At 68.2% G+C, this 17,197-nt stretch carries 11 protein-coding genes; 4 read left to right on the top strand and 7 right to left on the bottom strand.

Annotated elements, in window-relative coordinates; translation table 11 throughout:
- Positions 1 to 48: 48 nt before the first annotated feature.
- Both murJ and OHS59_RS22770 read right to left on the bottom strand, forming a co-directional pair.
- Positions 49 to 2,262, bottom strand: a complete 2,214-nt coding sequence (murJ, locus tag OHS59_RS22775) for a murein biosynthesis integral membrane protein MurJ (RefSeq protein WP_328495248.1) — start codon at positions 2,260 to 2,262, stop codon at positions 49 to 51.
- Positions 2,263 to 2,308: 46 nt separating this feature from the next.
- The gene (locus OHS59_RS22770; protein WP_328495247.1) at positions 2,309 to 4,696 is read right to left on the bottom strand and encodes a DUF6049 family protein; all 2,388 of its coding nucleotides are present in this window, start codon (positions 4,694 to 4,696) and stop codon (positions 2,309 to 2,311) included.
- Between the two features lie 236 nt (positions 4,697 to 4,932).
- Between OHS59_RS22770 and OHS59_RS22765 the strand changes: the two genes are divergently transcribed.
- Positions 4,933 to 6,399, top strand: a complete 1,467-nt coding sequence (locus tag OHS59_RS22765; RefSeq protein ID WP_328495246.1) for a CCA tRNA nucleotidyltransferase — start codon at positions 4,933 to 4,935, stop codon at positions 6,397 to 6,399.
- A 123-nt stretch (positions 6,400 to 6,522) separates the two neighbouring features.
- On the opposite strand, the gene OHS59_RS22760 is transcribed toward OHS59_RS22765, so the two are convergent.
- The 4 genes from OHS59_RS22760 to OHS59_RS22745 form a co-directional block, all read right to left on the bottom strand.
- On the bottom strand, positions 6,523 to 6,996 hold the full coding sequence (locus tag OHS59_RS22760) for an LppU/SCO3897 family protein (protein ID WP_328495245.1): 474 nt from the start codon (positions 6,994 to 6,996) through the stop codon (positions 6,523 to 6,525).
- Positions 6,997 to 7,110: 114 nt separating this feature from the next.
- Positions 7,111 to 8,376, bottom strand: a complete 1,266-nt coding sequence (locus OHS59_RS22755; protein ID WP_328495244.1) for an MFS transporter — start codon at positions 8,374 to 8,376, stop codon at positions 7,111 to 7,113.
- Positions 8,377 to 8,456: 80 nt separating this feature from the next.
- Complete coding sequence (locus OHS59_RS22750; RefSeq protein ID WP_328495243.1) at positions 8,457 to 9,539, bottom strand: inositol-3-phosphate synthase; 1,083 nt, start codon at positions 9,537 to 9,539, stop codon at positions 8,457 to 8,459.
- A 44-nt stretch (positions 9,540 to 9,583) separates the two neighbouring features.
- Complete coding sequence (locus tag OHS59_RS22745) at positions 9,584 to 10,267, bottom strand: PadR family transcriptional regulator (protein ID WP_328495242.1); 684 nt, start codon at positions 10,265 to 10,267, stop codon at positions 9,584 to 9,586.
- Positions 10,268 to 10,641: 374 nt separating this feature from the next.
- Between OHS59_RS22745 and OHS59_RS22740 the strand changes: the two genes are divergently transcribed.
- A complete protein-coding gene (locus OHS59_RS22740; RefSeq protein ID WP_328495241.1) occupies positions 10,642 to 13,350 on the top strand; it encodes a transglycosylase domain-containing protein in 2,709 nt (902 codons plus the stop codon).
- 226 nt (positions 13,351 to 13,576) lie between these two features.
- Here OHS59_RS22740 and OHS59_RS22735 read toward each other — a convergent pair whose 3' ends face one another.
- A complete protein-coding gene (locus tag OHS59_RS22735; RefSeq protein ID WP_328495240.1) occupies positions 13,577 to 13,945 on the bottom strand; it encodes a hypothetical protein in 369 nt (122 codons plus the stop codon).
- A gap of 308 nt (positions 13,946 to 14,253) precedes the next feature.
- Here OHS59_RS22735 and OHS59_RS22730 point away from each other — a divergent pair, with 308 nt between their 5' ends.
- Together OHS59_RS22730 and OHS59_RS22725 are read left to right on the top strand one after the other, a co-directional pair.
- On the top strand, positions 14,254 to 15,228 hold the full coding sequence (locus OHS59_RS22730) for a hypothetical protein (protein ID WP_328495239.1): 975 nt from the start codon (positions 14,254 to 14,256) through the stop codon (positions 15,226 to 15,228).
- A gap of 320 nt (positions 15,229 to 15,548) precedes the next feature.
- Positions 15,549 to 17,063 (top strand): glycosyltransferase family 87 protein, encoded by a 1,515-nt coding sequence (locus OHS59_RS22725; RefSeq protein WP_328495238.1) that lies wholly within the window; start codon positions 15,549 to 15,551, stop codon positions 17,061 to 17,063.
- Positions 17,064 to 17,197 lie beyond the last annotated feature (134 nt).

Raw genomic sequence — 17,197 nt, 5'->3', positions numbered from 1 at the left:
TCTGCACGACACGCGGTGGCGGACGATGGTTGTGCGCCTACCCCGCTCTCAACGCCCAAGGCGCCCGCGGACCATGCCGACCATTCCGTTCAGTTCCTCGATACGCATCCGCCGCGCCGCGACGAAGAAGACACCGAGCAGTACGACCCCACCGGCGAGCAGGGCGACGAACGAGCCGCCGACGCCCTGTCCCAGCGTGTTGCTGATTCCGTAGCAGGCCGCGCCGCTGAGCAGCGCCGCCGGTACCGCGGCGATCGCGAGCCGCGCGTAGGTACGCAGGACACGGCCGCCGTCCAGGTCGCCGCCCAGCCGCTTGCTCAGCCGGCTCCATGCCACTCCGACGCCGATGGCGTAGGCGAGACCGTACGAGGCGGCCATGCCCGCGACCGCCCAGCGCGGGGGAAGCAGGAGGAAACAGAGCGCGGAGGCACTGGCGTTGACGACGGCCACGATGACCGTGTTGTAGAAGGGGGTGCGGGTGTCCTCGTACGCGTAGAAGGCCCGCAGCACCACGTACTGCACGGAGTAGGGGATCAGGCCGAGGCCGAAGGCCATCAGCATGAAGCCCATGTTCGTCGCCTCGCTGGTTCCGGAGGCACCGAACATCAGCGTGCACATCGGGATGCCGAGTGCGACGAAGCCGAAGGAGATCGGCACGATCGCCACCGCCGTGGTGCGCAGTCCCTGGGAGATGTCGTCGCGGACGGCCCCGGTGTCGCCCTCGTGGGCGGAGCGGGCGAGTCGCGGCAGCAGGGCCGCCATCAGGGAGACCGTGATGATGGCCTGCGGAAGACCCCAGATGAGCTGAGCGTTGGCGTAGGCGGCGAAGCCGGTGCCATCGACCGGGGAGTCCTTGCCCGCCGCGGTGGACAGCTGGGTCACGACGATCGCGCCCGCCTGGTTGGCGAGGACGAAGAGCACGGTCCACTTGGCGAGCATCGCCGCCTTGCCGAGTCCGTGGCCCTTCCAGTCGAAGCGCAGCCGCAGCCGGAAGCCGGTCTCACGCAGGTACGGGATCATCGCCAGGGCCTGGACGATGAGGCCGAGCAGTACACCGATGCCGAGCAGTCGCTCGCCCTCCGGCGGAATGGTCGAGGCCTTCATTCCGGACGTACTCGCGGTCCCGTACACCCAGATGAACAGGCCGAGCGTCACGATGATGACGACGTTGTTGAGGACCGGGGTCCACATCATCGCGCCGAACTTCCCGCGGGCGTTGAGGATCTGGCCCATCACCACGTGGATGCCCATGAAGAAGATCGTGGGCAGGAAGTAGCGGGCGAAGGTGACGGCGACGTCGTTGGCCGCTGCGTTGCCTGCCACAGGAGCTGACAGCGCGCGGACCAGGAGCGGCGCGGCGAACACCGCGAGCGCGGTGAGTGCGCCGAGCACCACGATGACGAGGGTCAGCAGCCGGTTGGCGTATGCCTCACCGCCGTCGTCGTCCTCCTTCATGGCACGTACCAGCTGCGGTACGAAGACGGAGTTGAGGCCGCCGCCGACGGTCAGGATGTAGATCATCGTCGGCAGCTGGTATGCGACCTGGAAGGTGTCGCCGAGGAGACCGACACCCAGAGCCGCGACGATCAGCGCGGAGCGGACGAAGCCGGTGAGGCGGGAGACCATGGTCCCGGCCGCCATCACGGCGCTCGACTTCAGCAGACCCGACGCACGGCCCCCGGACTTCTTGGCGGGGGCCGGCGCGGGCGCGGGAGGCGCCGCGGCGGCCGGAGCCGATTCCCTTGCGGGCGGGGGCACGCTGGGCGGCCCGGCGGGGGGCTGAGCGCCGCCCTGCTGCTGGTCCCGGAAGAGATGGGCGAACGCGTCCGGCTCGTGGCGCTGCTCGCCGGCCTGCGTCACCAGGTCGTCCACACCCACGAACTGCGTCGTACGGGGGTCGTCCCCGTAGGGCAGGTACTGAGTGGGACCCTCCGGCTCGGGCGCCGGGGTCTGTGCCCACACCCGGGGATCGGGGGCGTACGGGGACTGGGGCGGCTGGGCGTAGAGCGGTGGCTGCGGCTGGTAGGAGCCGGGCGGCGGCGGAGGATGCGCGGCACGGTCGTAGAGGGCCTCCGTGACCGGGTCCTGGGCCGACAGGTCCTGCGCCCGGTAGGGATCCTGGGCGTAGGCATCCTGGAAGTACACCTCGGCCGCGGGCTGCGGAGGCACCTCGCCTGGATCCGGCGGGCCCTGCGGCGGGTCGTCGGGGTGGCCGGAGCCCCCCGCGCCCTGACCGCGGTCACCGTCGTACGGCGCGTTCATGGTTACCCCACCTCATCGTCCCCGGGCCCACCGGCCACGACATCGCTCAACGGTCCACTCTCTCACCCGTGCCGGACGGGTCGGTGATTTCCGGTGCGGTGTCCGGTGAAGGGTCACTCGGGTGCTCCGGGTCGGGAGCCCTCGACTCGGTCGTGGACGCCTGGTCGCGACCGCCCTCCGTCCCGTCGGCGGTGTGCTCGGCCGACTCGTCCGTGGGGGCGCCGTCCGCTTCCAGGGCGGCCTGGCGGGCGGCCTCCCGCTTGCGCTGCGTGTACATCCGGAACCCGGCGAGCACGAGGAGCAGGACACCGCCGGCGATGACCAGCATCACCGTGGCCGTGATCTCGGTGACCTTCACGTCGAAGGCCACCGGGGGCCCGTACGCCCGGCCGTCCTCGGTGTACAGCTGGGCGATCACTCCGGCCCGGCCGTTGGCGTGGGCGTTGGTGGTGAACTTCACCGACTGGCTGTGCCCGCCCGAGACCGCGACCGGCTGCTCCTGGAAGGGACCGTCACCGATGCTGAGGCGGCTCGGCTGCGTGGACGTCAGACGCAGCACCAGGTGGTCGACGCCCTGGACGAGGTTGTTCTGCACGGTGACCGGGATCGTGGCGCTGCGGCCCGAGAGCTTGGCCTCGGACTTGTCGATCAGTCCGACGCCCTCGATGAGGCCGTCGAGGTAGTCCTCCACACCGTCGAGGTACGCCTGCGCCTCTACGGCACGGCCGCGCCAGGAGGTGGACATCGACCGGTCCACGGCCCGCCCGAAGGGGGTGACCACCCGGGACTTGTCGGAGAGGATCACCTGGAAGCTGTTGAGCTTCTTCTGCGTCCGCTCGATCTGCACGAAGGTGTCCTCCGGCAGCTCCTGCTTGCGCAGCGAGCGGGGGTACGAGGACGCCGCCGGGACCCGCGTGGTGGCGCCCGCGTCAGGCTTCGCCTTCGTGGCCGCGGACAGCTCGGCGGACTCCGACCAGTTCCCGTCCTGGAGCGCTGTCAGTGCCTGCGCCATCGTCTGGGCCTGGCTGGCGGTCGGCATGCGCTGCGGGGCGACCACGACGCTGCGCTGCTTGTCCGGCGCCTGGCGGGTGAGCATCAGGCTCTGCGCGAGGAACCGCTGCACGGCGAGCGTGGAGTTGCCTGCCACCGTCATGTCGCCCTGGAAAGCCGTCGACAGACGGGCGTCCGCGACGACCGCGGTGGTGCCGCCGCCGATCGGCCGGGCCGCCGAGGGCGTGTACGGGAGCGCGCCGGTCTCCTGGAGGCTGTCGCTGCGGGAGAGCACCGCGTCGGCGCCGGCCGAGGTCGCGACCTTGACGATCGACGGGTCGATCGCGCCGTCCACGGGCCATGCGTAGTCCGTGCTGGGGGTCACGTGGAGGATCGACTCCACGGTCGTCGCCGCCACCGTGGTGGCGTCCTTGAGGTGGCTCAGCGATCCGGTCACCGGCGTGCCGTTGTGGGCCAGGGACGCCAGGTCCGGGTCGGCGAAGGGGAGCGCGACGACTTCCTCGTCCTCGACCGCCTTCTCCAGCTCGCCGAGCCACTTCTTGGCCACCGCCTGGTGCGTGCCGGCCGTGGTCGTGCTGCTGGAGCCGTTCACCTGGACCCGGTAGCTGCGGGTCATCGCGTCGACAGAGGCCAGCAGGTCCGGGTCGACGACCCAGGTGATGTCGAGATCCTTGCCGAGGCTGAGGAGTTGTTCCAGACGGCCGCCGGGGGAGAGCTCGGCGGCCAGGTCGTCGTCGTCCGCGAAGACGGGGGTCTGCTGCTCGTTCGACCCCGTCTCGGCCGTCATGTGGGAGGTCGAGATCAGCGGCCAGAGGTACGTCGTCCTGGATTTCGTGTCCGAGGCCTCGGGCTGCCACGGCAGGAAGGTCCGCTCGATGCCGAGGATCTGGTCGTACGCCGCAGCGGTGGTCCGGCCGGTGAGCGTCACACCGAGCTGGTAGACGCCGTCGGCGCCGAGGTCCAGCTTGTCGACGGGCACGGAGATGCTGAAGGTCTGCGGGACGCCCGGGGCCAGCTTCGCGAACTTCGCCACGTACTTGCCGCCGACCTCCGTGCCCGCGTAGGGGTTGCTCTTCGCGGCGTCGTCGATCGCCGAGCGGCCGTTCAGCGTCGGACCCACCCGCAGTCCGACGTGCGCGGCGGTGACCGCCTGCTTGCCCTTGTTGACGATCCTGCCGGAGACGGTGAGCGTGTCACCGTCGGCGGGAACGCGGGGGCTGAGCGCGTCCAGCGAGACATCGACCGTACGGGAGCCGGTGGCCTCGGCAGCGGCACCGGGCTCCGCGGCATACGAGGGCGAAGCTGTGGGCATCTGAAGGACACCGGCCAGCAGAGGCGCCCCGGCGAGCAGTGCTCCCGTGCGCCGCAGCCACCGGCGGGCAGGTGAGGGACTGGTCCCCTGGAAGTCTGCCGCCTCGGCCACGCGCTCGCCCGTCCCTCGTCGTCGTCAGTGGTCGTCGGAATGTGCGTCCACGCATGGTAACGATGCGCGCGGAGGGTAAGTGCCGCGGTCCGCTCCACAAGATCGGAAGAAGAGTGCCCGCTGTCCCTCTATGTGGGCGTATCTAGGGCAGTGTCCCCACCCTGAACAGGGGGAGAGACCTGTGCACTTTTAATGAAGGCGCCCTCGGGCATCGGGGCCACGTACCCTTTTCTGTTGTGTCGAACGCCAACGAAGACAGTCCCAGTGCACTGAGTCAGGTGCAGAGCCGCGCGGTGAGCGAGCTGCTGCGGGTGTCCCCCGTCGCGGATGAACTCGCCCGCCGTTTTCAGGAGGCCGGCTTCTCTCTCGCCCTCGTCGGCGGTTCGGTCCGGGACGCCCTCCTCGGCCGGCTCGGCAACGACCTGGATTTCACCACCGACGCCCGCCCCGACGACGTACTGAAGATCATGCGGCCCTGGGCCGACTCCCTGTGGGAGGTCGGTATCGCCTTCGGCACGGTGGGGGCGCAGAAGGACGCCCGCGTCGGTGACGTCGTGCAGAGCTTCGAGATCGAGGTGACGACGTACCGCTCCGAGGCGTACGACCGGACCTCGCGCAAGCCCGAGGTGTCCTACGGGGACTCCATCGAGCAGGACCTGGTGCGCCGTGACTTCACGGTGAACGCGATGGCCGTGGCGCTTCCCGGGAAGACGTTCATCGATCCGCACGGCGGGCTCGACGATCTCGCCGCCCGTGTCCTGCGGACCCCCGGGACGCCCGAGTCGTCCTTCTCCGACGACCCGCTGCGGATGATGCGGGCCGCGCGCTTCGCGGCGCAGCTCGACTTCGAGGTGGCGTCGGACGTCGTCGCGGCCATGAAGGCCATGGCCGACCGTATCGAGATCGTCTCGGCGGAGCGGGTGCGTGAGGAGCTGAACAAGCTGATCCTCTCCGCGCACCCGCGCAAGGGGCTGACGCTGCTCGTCGACACGGGGCTCGCCGACCGCGTGCTGCCCGAGCTGCCGGCGCTGCGTCTGGAGCGGGACGAGCACCACCGGCACAAGGACGTCTACGACCACTCGCTGATCGTCCTGGAGCAGGCGATGGCGCTGGAGGAGAACGGCCCGGACCTCACTCTGCGTCTGGCCGCGCTGCTGCACGACATCGGCAAGCCGCGGACGCGTCGCTTCGAGGACGACGGGCGGGTCTCCTTCCACCACCACGAGGTGGTGGGGGCCAAGATGACCAAGAAGCGGATGACCGAGCTCAAGTACTCCAACGAGCTGGTGAGGGATGTCTCGCGGCTGGTGGAGCTGCACCTGCGCTTCCACGGCTACGGCACCGGCGAGTGGACCGACTCGGCGGTCCGCCGCTACGTCCGGGACGCGGGTCCGCTCCTCGACCGCCTGCACAAGCTGACCCGCTCCGACTGCACGACCCGGAACAAGCGCAAGGCCACCGCCCTCTCCCGCGCCTATGACGGTCTGGAGGAGCGCGTGGCTCAGCTCCAGGACCAGGAGGAGCTGGACGCGATCCGGCCCGACCTCGACGGCAACCAGATCATGAAGGTCCTGGACATCGGGCCGGGCCCGGCCATCGGCCAGGCCTACAAGTTCCTGTTGGAACTGCGTCTGGAGAACGGGCCGATGGAGTACGACGCGGCGGTGTCGGCCCTCAAGGAGTGGTGGGCGCAGCAGAGCTGAGAGCGCGGGCGCGATCGGCTGGGGTCATGTTTCACGTGAAACATGACCCCAGCCGACAGAAGCCGGATACGCCGAAGGCCGTTGTTTCACGTGAAACAACGGCCTTCGCGCGTCAGCGGGCTCTTACTTGGAGGAGTACTCCGACAGGCAGAGGGTGAAGTCGCTGCTGCCGCCGGTCTCGGTGTACTCGGCGTACTTGGTGCGGTCGCAGCCCGAGTCGTCGCTCTTCTTCTGCTCGACCTTGTACGCGGCCTTGGAGTTGCCGCAGTCCACGACCTCAAGCTCCGGGTCGGTGGTGCTGTTCGGGTTGCCGATGCTCATGCAGTCGCCGACCTTGGCCTGCGCGGCATCGTCACGGCTCGCCAGCCAGCCACCGACGGCGACTATGAGGACGACGACGGGGACTGCGAAACGCAGGTACTTCTTGAGGTTGCGCTTCGGCGGCTCGGGCGGGACCGGCGCGTACGGAGCGTTCGGCTGCTGGGGGTAGCCCTCCGGCGGCGGCTGCTGCGCGTAGGGATTCCCCTGAGGCGGCTGGCCCTGGGGCGGCTGGCCCTGAGCGAACGGATTCTGGCCCTGCGGCGGCGGCGTGGTCACTTGGGGGTCCCCCTCGAACGTGGAGCGCGTGGCGCGAAATAAGACGCACGTAAGCTACCGGGCCCCACTGACAACTCCGTAGCCCGGAGGGGCTCTGTGTCCTTGATGTGACACTTACTGGCGCGCAAAGCGGGCCATAGCCGCAGCAACTGCCCCGTAGATAACGGCCACCGTGACCACAAGCGCCACGGATCGGCCGTCAGGCGGCAGCATCAGGGCGGCTACTCCGGCGGCGCCGACGAAGGCGACGTTGAACAGGACGTCGTAAACGGCGAAGATCCGGCCACGGAAGCCGTCCTCGACGGACGACTGGACCACGGTGTCCGTGGCGATCTTCGCGCCCTGGGTGGTCAGGCCCAGCACGAAGGCCGCGATCAGGAGCGGGACTTCGGCGAACGTGAGGCCCAGCGCCGGTTCCAGAACCGCGGCGGAAGCGGCGCAGGCGATGATCCAGCCACCGGGCCCGAGCCGGCTCGCTCCCGCCGGCGTCAGCAGGGCCGCGGCGAAGAAGCCCGCTCCGGAGAACCCCACGGCCAGGCCGAGCAGGGCGAGCCCGTCGTCGTCGGGGCCGGACGACCAGGCGTACCGGCAGAGCATCAGCACCATGACCGTCAGCGCTCCGTAGCAGAAGCGCATCAGGGTCATCGCGGTCAGCGCCCAGGCGGCCTCCCGGCGTGCGGGCTCGGTCAGATGACGTACGCCCGCCACCATGCCGCGTGCTGTGCCGAGCACCACCGCCCTCAGCCGCGGTCGCGCCGACTGCCGGTCGGGTCCCAGCAGATCCGGGGCCAGGCGCAGCGAGGCGAGCGCGGAGCACACGTACAGGGCCGCTCCCACGAGGACGACCACCGCGTCGGAGTCGGAGCCGACGAGGCGTACGACGAAGGCGAGGCCGCCGCCGAGGGTCGCGGCGAGTGTTCCGGCCGTGGGCGACAGGGAGTTGGCCATCACCAGGCGCTCGGGGTCGACGACGCGGGGCAGGGCGGCGGACAGGCCCGCGAGCACGAACCGGTTGACGGCGGTCACGCACAGCGCGGAGGCGTAGAAGAGCTGGTCCGGCACCCCGCTGAGCATCAGAACGGCCGTCAGGGCCGCGAGGAGCGCCCGCAGCAGGTTTCCGTACAGGAAGACCTGGCGGCGTCTCCAGCGGTCCAGGAGGACGCCAGCGAAGGGGCCGACGAGGGAGTACGGGAGGAGCAGGACCGCCATCGCGGAGGCGATCGCGGCGGCCGAGGTCTGTTTCTCCGGTGAGAAGACGACGTAGGTGGCGAGAGCGACCTGGTAGACCCCGTCGGCGCCCTGCGACAGCAGCCGTACGGCGAGCAGACGCCGGAAATTGTGGAAGCGCAGGAGTACGCGCAGGTCACCTACGACAGCCATGGGTTACAGCCTCGCACAAGGGAAAGGGTCCCCGGAGCATCGCTCCGGGGACCCTCAACAGCCGTGCGTGGGACGAGCCTTCAGCGCTCGACCTCGCCCTTGATGAACTTCTCGACGTTGTCGTAGGCCTCGTCGTCGAAGTACTGGACCGGCGGGGACTTCATGAAGTAGCTGGACGCGGAGAGGATCGGACCGCCGATGCCGCGGTCCTTGGCGATCTTCGCGGCGCGCAGGGCGTCGATGATGACACCCGCGGAGTTCGGGGAGTCCCAGACCTCCAGCTTGTACTCCAGGTTCAGCGGGACGTCACCGAAGGCACGGCCCTCAAGACGGACGTACGCCCACTTGCGGTCGTCGAGCCAGGCCACGTAGTCCGAGGGACCGATGTGGACGTTCTTCGCGCCCATGTCACGGTCGGGGATCTGCGAGGTGACGGCCTGCGTCTTCGAGATCTTCTTGGACTCCAGGCGGTCGCGCTCCAGCATGTTCTTGAAGTCCATGTTGCCGCCGACGTTGAGCTGCATGGTGCGCTCAAGACGGACACCGCGGTCCTCGAACAGCTTCGCCATCACACGGTGCGTGATGGTGGCGCCGACCTGCGACTTGATGTCGTCGCCGACGATCGGGACGCCCGCCTCGGTGAACTTGTCCGCCCACTCCTTGGTGCCGGCGATGAAGACCGGCAGAGCGTTGACGAACGCGACCTTGGCGTCGATGGCGCACTGGGCGTAGAACTTCGCCGCGTCCTCGGAACCGACGGGCAGGTAGCAGATGAGGACGTCCACCTGCTTGTCCCTGAGGATCTGGACGATGTCGACCGGAGCCTCGGTCGACTCCTCGATGGTCTCGCGGTAGTACTTGCCGAGCCCGTCATAGGTGTGGCCGCGCTGGACCGTGATGCCCTTGTTCGGGACGTCACAGATCTTGATGGTGTTGTTCTCGCTGGCGCCGATGGCGTCCGAGAGGTCGAGGCCGACCTTCTTCGCGTCGACGTCGAAGGCGGCGACGAACTCGACGTCACCCACGTGGTATTCGCCGAACTGAACGTGCATCAGGCCCGGCACCTTGGACGCCGGGTCGGCGTCCTTGTAGTACTCGACGCCCTGAACCAGCGAGGCGGCGCAGTTGCCCACGCCGACGATGGCTACGCGAACCGAACCCATTCCGGTTGCTCCCTGTGTGTACTCGGTGAAGCCCTGAGAGGACTTCACGTGGCAGTGTCGTCGGACGGATCCGGCCCGGGGGTGACCCCGGGCCGGGGCAGGCCGCCCGACTCCCCAGATGTGTTGTCCTGCTGAGCGGAGCCGTCGGGTCCGGGACGCCGATGGTCCCGTCCCGCCCGCTCGCTCTCGATGAGCTCGTTCAGCCAGCGCACTTCGCGCTCCACGGACTCCATTCCGTGGCGCTGGAGCTCAAGCGTGTAGTCGTCGAGTCGCTCCCGGGTGCGCGCCAGCGAGGCGCGCATCTTCTCCAGGCGCTCTTCGAGGCGGCTGCGGCGGCCTTCGAGGACCCGCATCCGTACATCCCGTGACGTCTGGCCGAAAAAGGCGAAACGAGCAGCGAAATGTTCGTCCTCGTACGCGTCGGGACCCGTCTGCGAGAGGAGGTCCTCGAAGTGTTCCTTACCTTCCGCCGTCAACCGGTAGACGATCTTGGCGCGACGTCCTGCGAGCGGCGCCGCGAGGGCGTCCTCGGAGGTGTTCCCCGGCTCCTCGATCAACCAGCCGTTGGTGACCAGCGTCTTGAGGCAGGGGTAGAGCGTTCCGTAGCTGAAAGCACGGAACACACCCAGTGACGTATTGAGACGTTTGCGCAGCTCATAGCCGTGCATCGGGGACTCGCGGAGAAGGCCGAGGACGGCGAACTCAAGGATTCCGGCACGCCGGCTCATCGTCGCCTCCTCTCTGCCGCGGTCCTGCCGTGACGGTCTTTATGCCGAGCTGATGTATCGACTCGATACATCGACACGATAGATCGGTCCTCCCCCTGCGACAAGAGGGGGCACGGTGAACGGCGTCACATCACCGATTCGTAGGAAGCAAGTTGCCTGGTTTGGGGTGAACTTCGGTGCTAGGCAGGTTTTGACGGTGCGTAGTCTGTCCGCCATGCAAACCACCGGGAACCGAGTGACGCCTGGGGACGTCCTTGTCCTCGGTGCAGTACGGATGAATGTAAAAACGACCGCATCCGTACTTCGGGGGGACCGGAAACCAGCCGCCGTTTCCAGGTGCGCTCAGGTGCGCCTGCCCGAGGAGTAATCGTTCGATGAGCGAGCACCGTCGCAAATCGCAGCAGCCGCAGGGTGGCGGACGTGCCGCGGCCCGACGCGGCCAGACCGGCTCGTCCTCCGGCCGCCGTGCGGCACCGCGAGGAGCAACCGAGTCTCCTTCCGATTCATACGACTCGGGGGGTGAGGAACGCCCGTCCGGCAGCCGCGCCGAGGCCCGGCGGGCGTCACAGAGGAACAGCAGTGGCGCCGGTCGACGCAGAGCGGCCGACGGCGCGGGGCAGGGAGGCCATGGCGGCGGCCGGCGAGGCGGGCCCACCGGCCCCGGCCGGGGCCGTGGGCGTGGGTCCGTGCCGCCGAAGAAGCGGATCATCGACTACCCGCGCGCGGGCAAGTACGGGGCGGCACGTTGGGTGCCCTCCTGGAAGCTCGTGACGGGACTGTTCATCGGCTTCTTCGGCAGCATGATGGCCGTCGCGGGAGTCGCGTACGCGCTGGTGGGCCTGCCGGACGTCGCCAAGACGGCGGAGGCGCAGAACAACGTCTACTACTGGGCCGACGGCACGCAGATGGTCGCCACCGGTGGTGAGACGAACCGGCAGATCATCGACTACTCCCGGATTCCCAAGGAGATGCGCTACGCCGTCATCTCGGCCGAGAACAAGACGTTCGAGAACGACCGGGGCGTCGACCCCATGGGTATCGGCCGGGCCCTGTTCAACATGGCCAAGGGCGGTCAGACGCAGGGTGGCTCCACGATCACCCAGCAGTACGTGAAGAACGCCATGCTGGAGGACCAGTCGCAGACGATCTCCCGTAAGTTCAAGGAGCTCTTCGTCTCGATCAAGGTCGGCGCCAATGTTGACAAAGAAGACATCATGGCCGGCTACCTGAACTCGGCCTACTACGGCCGCGGTGCCTACGGGATCCAGGCCGCCGCACGCACGTACTTCGACAAGGACGCCGAGGACCTCAACCCGAGCGAGTGCGCCTTCCTGGCCGCCGTGCTCAAGGGCGCCACGTACTACGACCCTGCGGGCGCGGAGTCGATCGACCCGTCCGCCACCCCCGCGGCCAACCGTGAGCGCGCGGAGACCCGGTGGCGCTGGATCCTCGGCGAGATGGTCAAGGACGGGCACCTGGAGGAGTCGGTACGCAGTAAGTACTCCGACTTCCCCAAGCTGCAGAGTCCGCGGTCCAACGCCCAGCTGGGCGGTCAGGTCGGTTACCTGGTCGACCTCGCCAAGGCGTACATCGTCAACAACAGCGAGAAGACCGGTATCACCGAGAAGCAGCTGCGTGACGGTGGCTACGAGATCCACACGACCTTCGACAAGAAGAAGGTCGGCCAGCTCGAAGCCGCGGTGAAGAAGGTCCAGAAGGAGAACATCGACCCGAAGGCGCGCCCGGAGACGGACACGGACGTCGAGTTCGGCGGGGCCTCGGTGGACCCGAAGACCGGCGCCATCAAGGCCATCTACGGCGGCAAGGACGCGACCAAGCACTTCACCAACAACGCCGACCAGACCGGTGCCCAGGTCGGTTCGACCTTCAAGCCGTTCGTCCTCGCGGCAGCCATGAAGTGGGGCATCCGCGACCCCGAGCTGAAGCCGATCCAGGCGCAGGACGAGCGGAAGCGGGTCTCTCCCAAGAGCATCTACAGCGGCGAGAACAAGCTGAAGATCGAGAACTACGACGGGACCGTCTGGAAGGACAAGGACGACAAGGAGTGGCTGCAGCGGAACGACGGTGACAAGTCGTACAACGCGCCCAGCTTCCGCATCGACCTCCGTGAGGCGATGAGGGTCTCCTCGAACTCCGCGTACGTCCAGCTCGGCATGGACGTCGGCCTCGACAAGGTCAGGGAGTCCGCCGTGGACGCGGGGATCAAGGAAGGCAGCCTGGCCAGCGCCAGCTTCCCGTCCTTCTCCATCGGTACCTCCGACCCGAGCGCGATCCGGATGGCCGGCGCGTACGCCACCTTCGCGGCGAGCGGCAAGCAGAACGAGCCGTACTCGGTCGACGAGATCACCGACAAGGACGGCACGGTCTTCCAGCACGACAACGCGGCCAAGCAGGCCTACACCTCGCAGGTCGCCGACAACGTCACCGACGTCCTCAAGACCGTCGTCGACAAGGGCACCGGTACCTCGGCGCAGCTGAGCGACCGGCCGGTGGCGGGCAAGACCGGTACGACGGACGGCAACAAGTCCGCCTGGTTCGTCGGGTACACCCCGCAGCTCTCGACCGCGATCTCCATGTACCGCATGGACGACGACGAGTCCAACAAGAAGCGCGAGTTCCTGGAGATGTACGGGACGGGTGACCAGGACAAGATCCACGGTTCCTCGTTCCCGGCCGAGATCTGGCACGACTACATGGAGCAGGCGCTCAAGGGCGCGAAGGTCGTGCAGTTCCCGACGCCCGAGCCCATCGGCGAGGTCGTCGACGACCTGCCGACCCCGACGGTGAGCCCGACGCCCACCGAGACGGAGGAGGAAGAGGAGACCGAGTCGCCGAGCGCCACACCGACGAAGCCCGAGACGTCTCCCACCCCCACCACGAGCGAGTCCTGTGGTGCCTTCGGCTTCGGGTGCGAGGACGACGGCGGAACCAGCGAAGGCGAGACCGACGCCGGCGGTACGGACGGCGGCGCGAGTCCCTCGACCTCGGAATCCGAGGAAGCGGACGGCGGGAACAGCAGAGGCAACAACAACGGGGGCCTGTTCCAAGGGTCCTCGGGCTGACACCACGGTGGCCCCGCGCTTCGACAGAAGCGCGGGGCCACCGCATGTGCAGGGTGGAGCGGCACTCGAACCGCGCCTCAGGGGCCACAGCGCCTCTCCGGGCCGGACACGGGTGCCTTTTCCCTTTTCCCGGACGATGGTGACCGCGGCGCGGCCGTGGCCGGAGACGAGCGCACCCGGCGCCGTGCCGGACCGTCCCGGCTTCTCAGCCGGTCGGACACCCCGGTCAGCCGGTCGGACACCCCGAAGTCGAGGACCAGCAGTGCGAGGACGGCTTGTTGTCGAACGCGCTGCCGAAGTTGGTGCCCGTTATCGCGGTCAGTCCCCAGTAGTCCCCGGACCAGTTGTTGTACTGGTAGAACCACAGGTTGCTGTCGACGTCGTAGTTGAAGGCCGAGCTGACCGTGTTGTCGACCGCGACGGAGGTGCCGTAGTACACCATCCCGCTGTAGTTCTTCTTGCTGGAGAGCGTGTCGTAGTGGCCACCCGCCGAGTCCGCGTAGCGATAGAGACAGGCTTCGCCGACGTCGCAACGGCCGTTATTGCTGTCGGCCTGTGCCGGTGAAACCGCGGTGAAGACGACTGCGACGGACATCAGTGTTGCAGCCAGGAAGCTACGTCCTTTTTTCATTTCTCCCTCTCTATTCCCCTGTGACTGCGGAGAGAGCGCCGCGGATGCGCGGATCCCTGTGCAGGCCATGTGACCCTGGCATGGAAAAGAGGGCTTGTGGATCACGTGTCCGACCAATGGCCGAAAACATGTTCGGCCTGACTTGATCCTTTCACCGCCGGTTTTTCCGCCTCCTGAAAGGCTTGACGCTGCGCGGTCGGGATGATCACCTGACCCGCATGCAGAAAAGGACGTGCGAAGGTCCGCCGAAGGGCACAGCCGGCATTGCCGTCATGGCGACCGCGGTCGCTCTTCTCACCGCGGCCTGCAGCGGCGGACAGCCTTCGCGGCCCCAGGACCGTTCGCCGGAGGAGGAGCGCGCGGGGGACACGGCGCGGGTCGCCACGTCGTTCGCCCATGCGCCCGAGAGCTATCCCTTGGACGTCTACAGGACGACGGCCGGGGAACAGGCGGACGTCGACCGTGCGATCAGTGTTCTGGCCCGCGCCTGCATGAAGAAGTTCGGCGAGACCCGGCCCGCCTACGAGGCACCGCGAGGGTATTTTCCGCTCAACGCCCGCAAGTACGGGCCGACCGACCTGGAGTCGGTCCGCGTCTACGGCTACAAGCCGCCGCTGCCCGACGGGATCACCCGGCAGGAGGTCGTGTCGGCACAGCGCAGGGCCCTGGCGGCGGAGAGGGCGATCACTCCCGCGTCGGAGGTCGTGTACACCGGCGTCGCGCAGGCGGCGGGCAAGAGCGGCGGGACCGCGGTCGAGGTCCCGCCCGGTGTCCCGAAGGGAGGCTGCCACGGACTCGCGCAGAGCGAGGTGCGGGCCGACGAGGCGGGCGCTGACCTGCTGGTGATCCAGAAACTGTTCTTCCGGGCGTCGGGCACCACCCGCAAGGATCCGGGAACGGTCGCGCTGGACAAGAAGTGGAGCGTTTGCATGCGAGGCGCCGGGATGAATTACTCGAATCCACTCGCGGCGGTGGACGACTCGACGTGGCAGACCCAGAAGACGAGCGTGAATGGCCCGCACCCGAACTTCCCGGCGCCGTCCGCGAAGGAGATAGAGGTGGCGGAAGCCGATGTGCGGTGCAAAGGAAGGACCGGCTACGTCACCGGGCGATATGCCATTGAGGCCCGCCATCAGCAGAAACTGATCGAGGAGAACCGGAGCGTTCTCGATGCCGTGATGAAGCGCAAGCAGCGCATGATCGAGCGAGCCGTGTCCATTGTTCCGGACGCTCCGAAGAAGCAGTGAGCCGGATGGCGGTGGAGAAGAGCAGAGTTTCGATGTAAACCTCCCCCGTTTTCCGTGACTTCATGCAACGGAGCATGAAATCGGTGTTCCGAAACAATTCCGTGGCTCTGATATCAGGAGTCGAGTGAGCGCGCCGGCGGGTCCATGGGCCCGGCGGGCTCGAAGCGGACGGTGGGGCCGAGGCGGTCGGCCTCCCCCGCCGCCGTCCGAGGCGGGCGGCGAAGCCCGGCAACCGTTTCGGCTCGCTGTCGACGCCGCGGGTGTCGGGTTCGGCTCTCAGACACGTACGGCAGGTCCGGCTCTCAGGCACGTACGGCAGGATGTGCGGCATGCCCAGTGCAGAAACGACGCGCGCGAGCGTGCACGAGCCAGATCTGGTGCCGCCGACCAAGGAGGACCCGGTCGCGGCGACCGGCAGTGAACTGTTCGGAGGTCCTCTCGGACGGCGTGCGCTGACGGGGACGTCCTGGTGGACCCCCGTGCGGGTCGTCGCGCTCGTCGCGATCGGCATGTTCGCCCTCGGCATGGTGCAGAAACTGCCCTGCTACGACGGTGCCTGGTTCTTCGGGGCCAGTTCGCAGTACACGCACGCGTGCTACTCGGACATCCCGCACCTCTACCAGGGGCGGGGCTTCGCCGACGGACTCGTGCCGTACTTCGACAAGCTCGAAGGCGACATGGAGTACCTGGAGTACCCGGTCCTGACCGGCGTGTTCATGGAGGTCGCCTCCTGGCTCACGCCGGGCAGCGGCAGCATCCAGGACCAGGAGCAGGTCTACTGGATGGTCAACGCCGGGATGCTGATGGCCTGCACGGCCGTCATCGCGGTCTGCGTGTCCCGCACCCACCGTCGGCGGCCCTGGGACGGCCTGCTGGTCGCTCTGGCGCCCGCCTTCGCGCTGACCGCCACCATCAACTGGGACCTGCTGGCGGTCGCTCTGACGGCCGCGGCGATGCTGATGTGGTCCCGGAGCCGTCCGCTCGCCTTCGGCGTCCTCCTGGGGCTCGCCACGGCCGCCAAGCTGTACCCCGTGCTGCTCCTGGGGCCCCTGCTCGTGCTGTGCTGGCGGGCGGGCAGATGGAGGGCGTTCGGCACCGCCCTGCTCGGCTCCGTCGGGGCCTGGCTCGTCGTGAACCTTCCGGTCATGCTGCTGGCGCCCGAGGGCTGGTCGAAGTTCTACACGTTCAGCCAGGAACGCGGAGTCGACTTCGGCTCCTTCTGGCTGATCCTCTCCCAGCGCCTGGAGAAGCCGCTCGTCACCGACACCGTCAACACGTGGGCCTCGGTACTGATGCTGGTGTCCTGCGTGGGCGTCGCGGCCCTCACGCTGACCGCACCGCGCCGGCCCCGCTTCGCCCAGTTGGCGTTCCTGATCGTCGCGGCCTTCATCCTCACCAACAAGGTCTACTCGCCGCAGTACGTACTGTGGCTGATCCCCCTCGCGGTGCTGGCCCGCCCGAAGTGGCGGGATTTCCTGGTCTGGCAGGCGTGCGAGGTCGCGTACTTCCTCGGGATCTGGATGTACCTCGCGTACACGACCAGCGGAGACGCCCACAAGGGACTGCCGCAGGAGGGGTACCAACTGGCCATCGCCGTCCACCTGCTGGGGACGCTGTACCTCTGCGCCGTGATCGTGCGCGACGTCCTCATGCCGGAACGGGACGTGGTGCGCCGCTCCGGGGACGACGATCCGTCGGGCGGTGTGCTGGACGGCGCGGAGGACGTCTTCGTCCTGGGTCCCGCGGCCCATCCCCCGCGGCACGCGGCACACTTCGACGGTCCGTACGTGGAGTGGGGCGGCGGCGAGCCGGGGAAGACCACCCGTTCGCTCTGAGCGAACAGCAGCCTGGGCGAACAGCCTCCGAGTGAGCGGGTGAAGGCGGGGGCGAGGCGCACGAAAGGCCGTACACGGATTCCGTGTACGGCCTTTCGGCTGTGTGCGGGCCCTGCTGTGTGCGGGTCCTGCGC

The sequence above is a fragment of the Streptomyces sp. NBC_00414 genome, assembly GCF_036038375.1.
Classification (GTDB): Bacteria; Actinomycetota; Actinomycetes; order Streptomycetales; family Streptomycetaceae; genus Streptomyces.
This window is presented reverse-complemented; position numbering and strand designations above follow the sequence as displayed.

Bases quoted from the DNA above. Each gene is read 5' to 3' on its own strand.
- murJ (WP_328495248.1), bottom strand. From the start codon at position 2,262: ATGAACGCGCCGTACGACGGTGACCGCGGTCAGGGCGCGGGGGGCTCC.
- OHS59_RS22755 (WP_328495244.1), bottom strand. From the start codon at position 8,376: ATGGCTGTCGTAGGTGACCTGCGCGTACTCCTGCGCTTCCACAATTTC.
- OHS59_RS22750 (WP_328495243.1), bottom strand. From the start codon at position 9,539: ATGGGTTCGGTTCGCGTAGCCATCGTCGGCGTGGGCAACTGCGCCGCC.
- OHS59_RS22745 (WP_328495242.1), bottom strand. From the start codon at position 10,267: ATGAGCCGGCGTGCCGGAATCCTTGAGTTCGCCGTCCTCGGCCTTCTC.
- OHS59_RS22740 (WP_328495241.1), top strand. From the start codon at position 10,642: ATGAGCGAGCACCGTCGCAAATCGCAGCAGCCGCAGGGTGGCGGACGT.
- OHS59_RS22735 (WP_328495240.1), bottom strand. From the start codon at position 13,945: ATGTCCGTCGCAGTCGTCTTCACCGCGGTTTCACCGGCACAGGCCGAC.
- OHS59_RS22730 (WP_328495239.1), top strand. From the start codon at position 14,254: ATGGCGACCGCGGTCGCTCTTCTCACCGCGGCCTGCAGCGGCGGACAG.
- OHS59_RS22725 (WP_328495238.1), top strand. From the start codon at position 15,549: ATGTGCGGCATGCCCAGTGCAGAAACGACGCGCGCGAGCGTGCACGAG.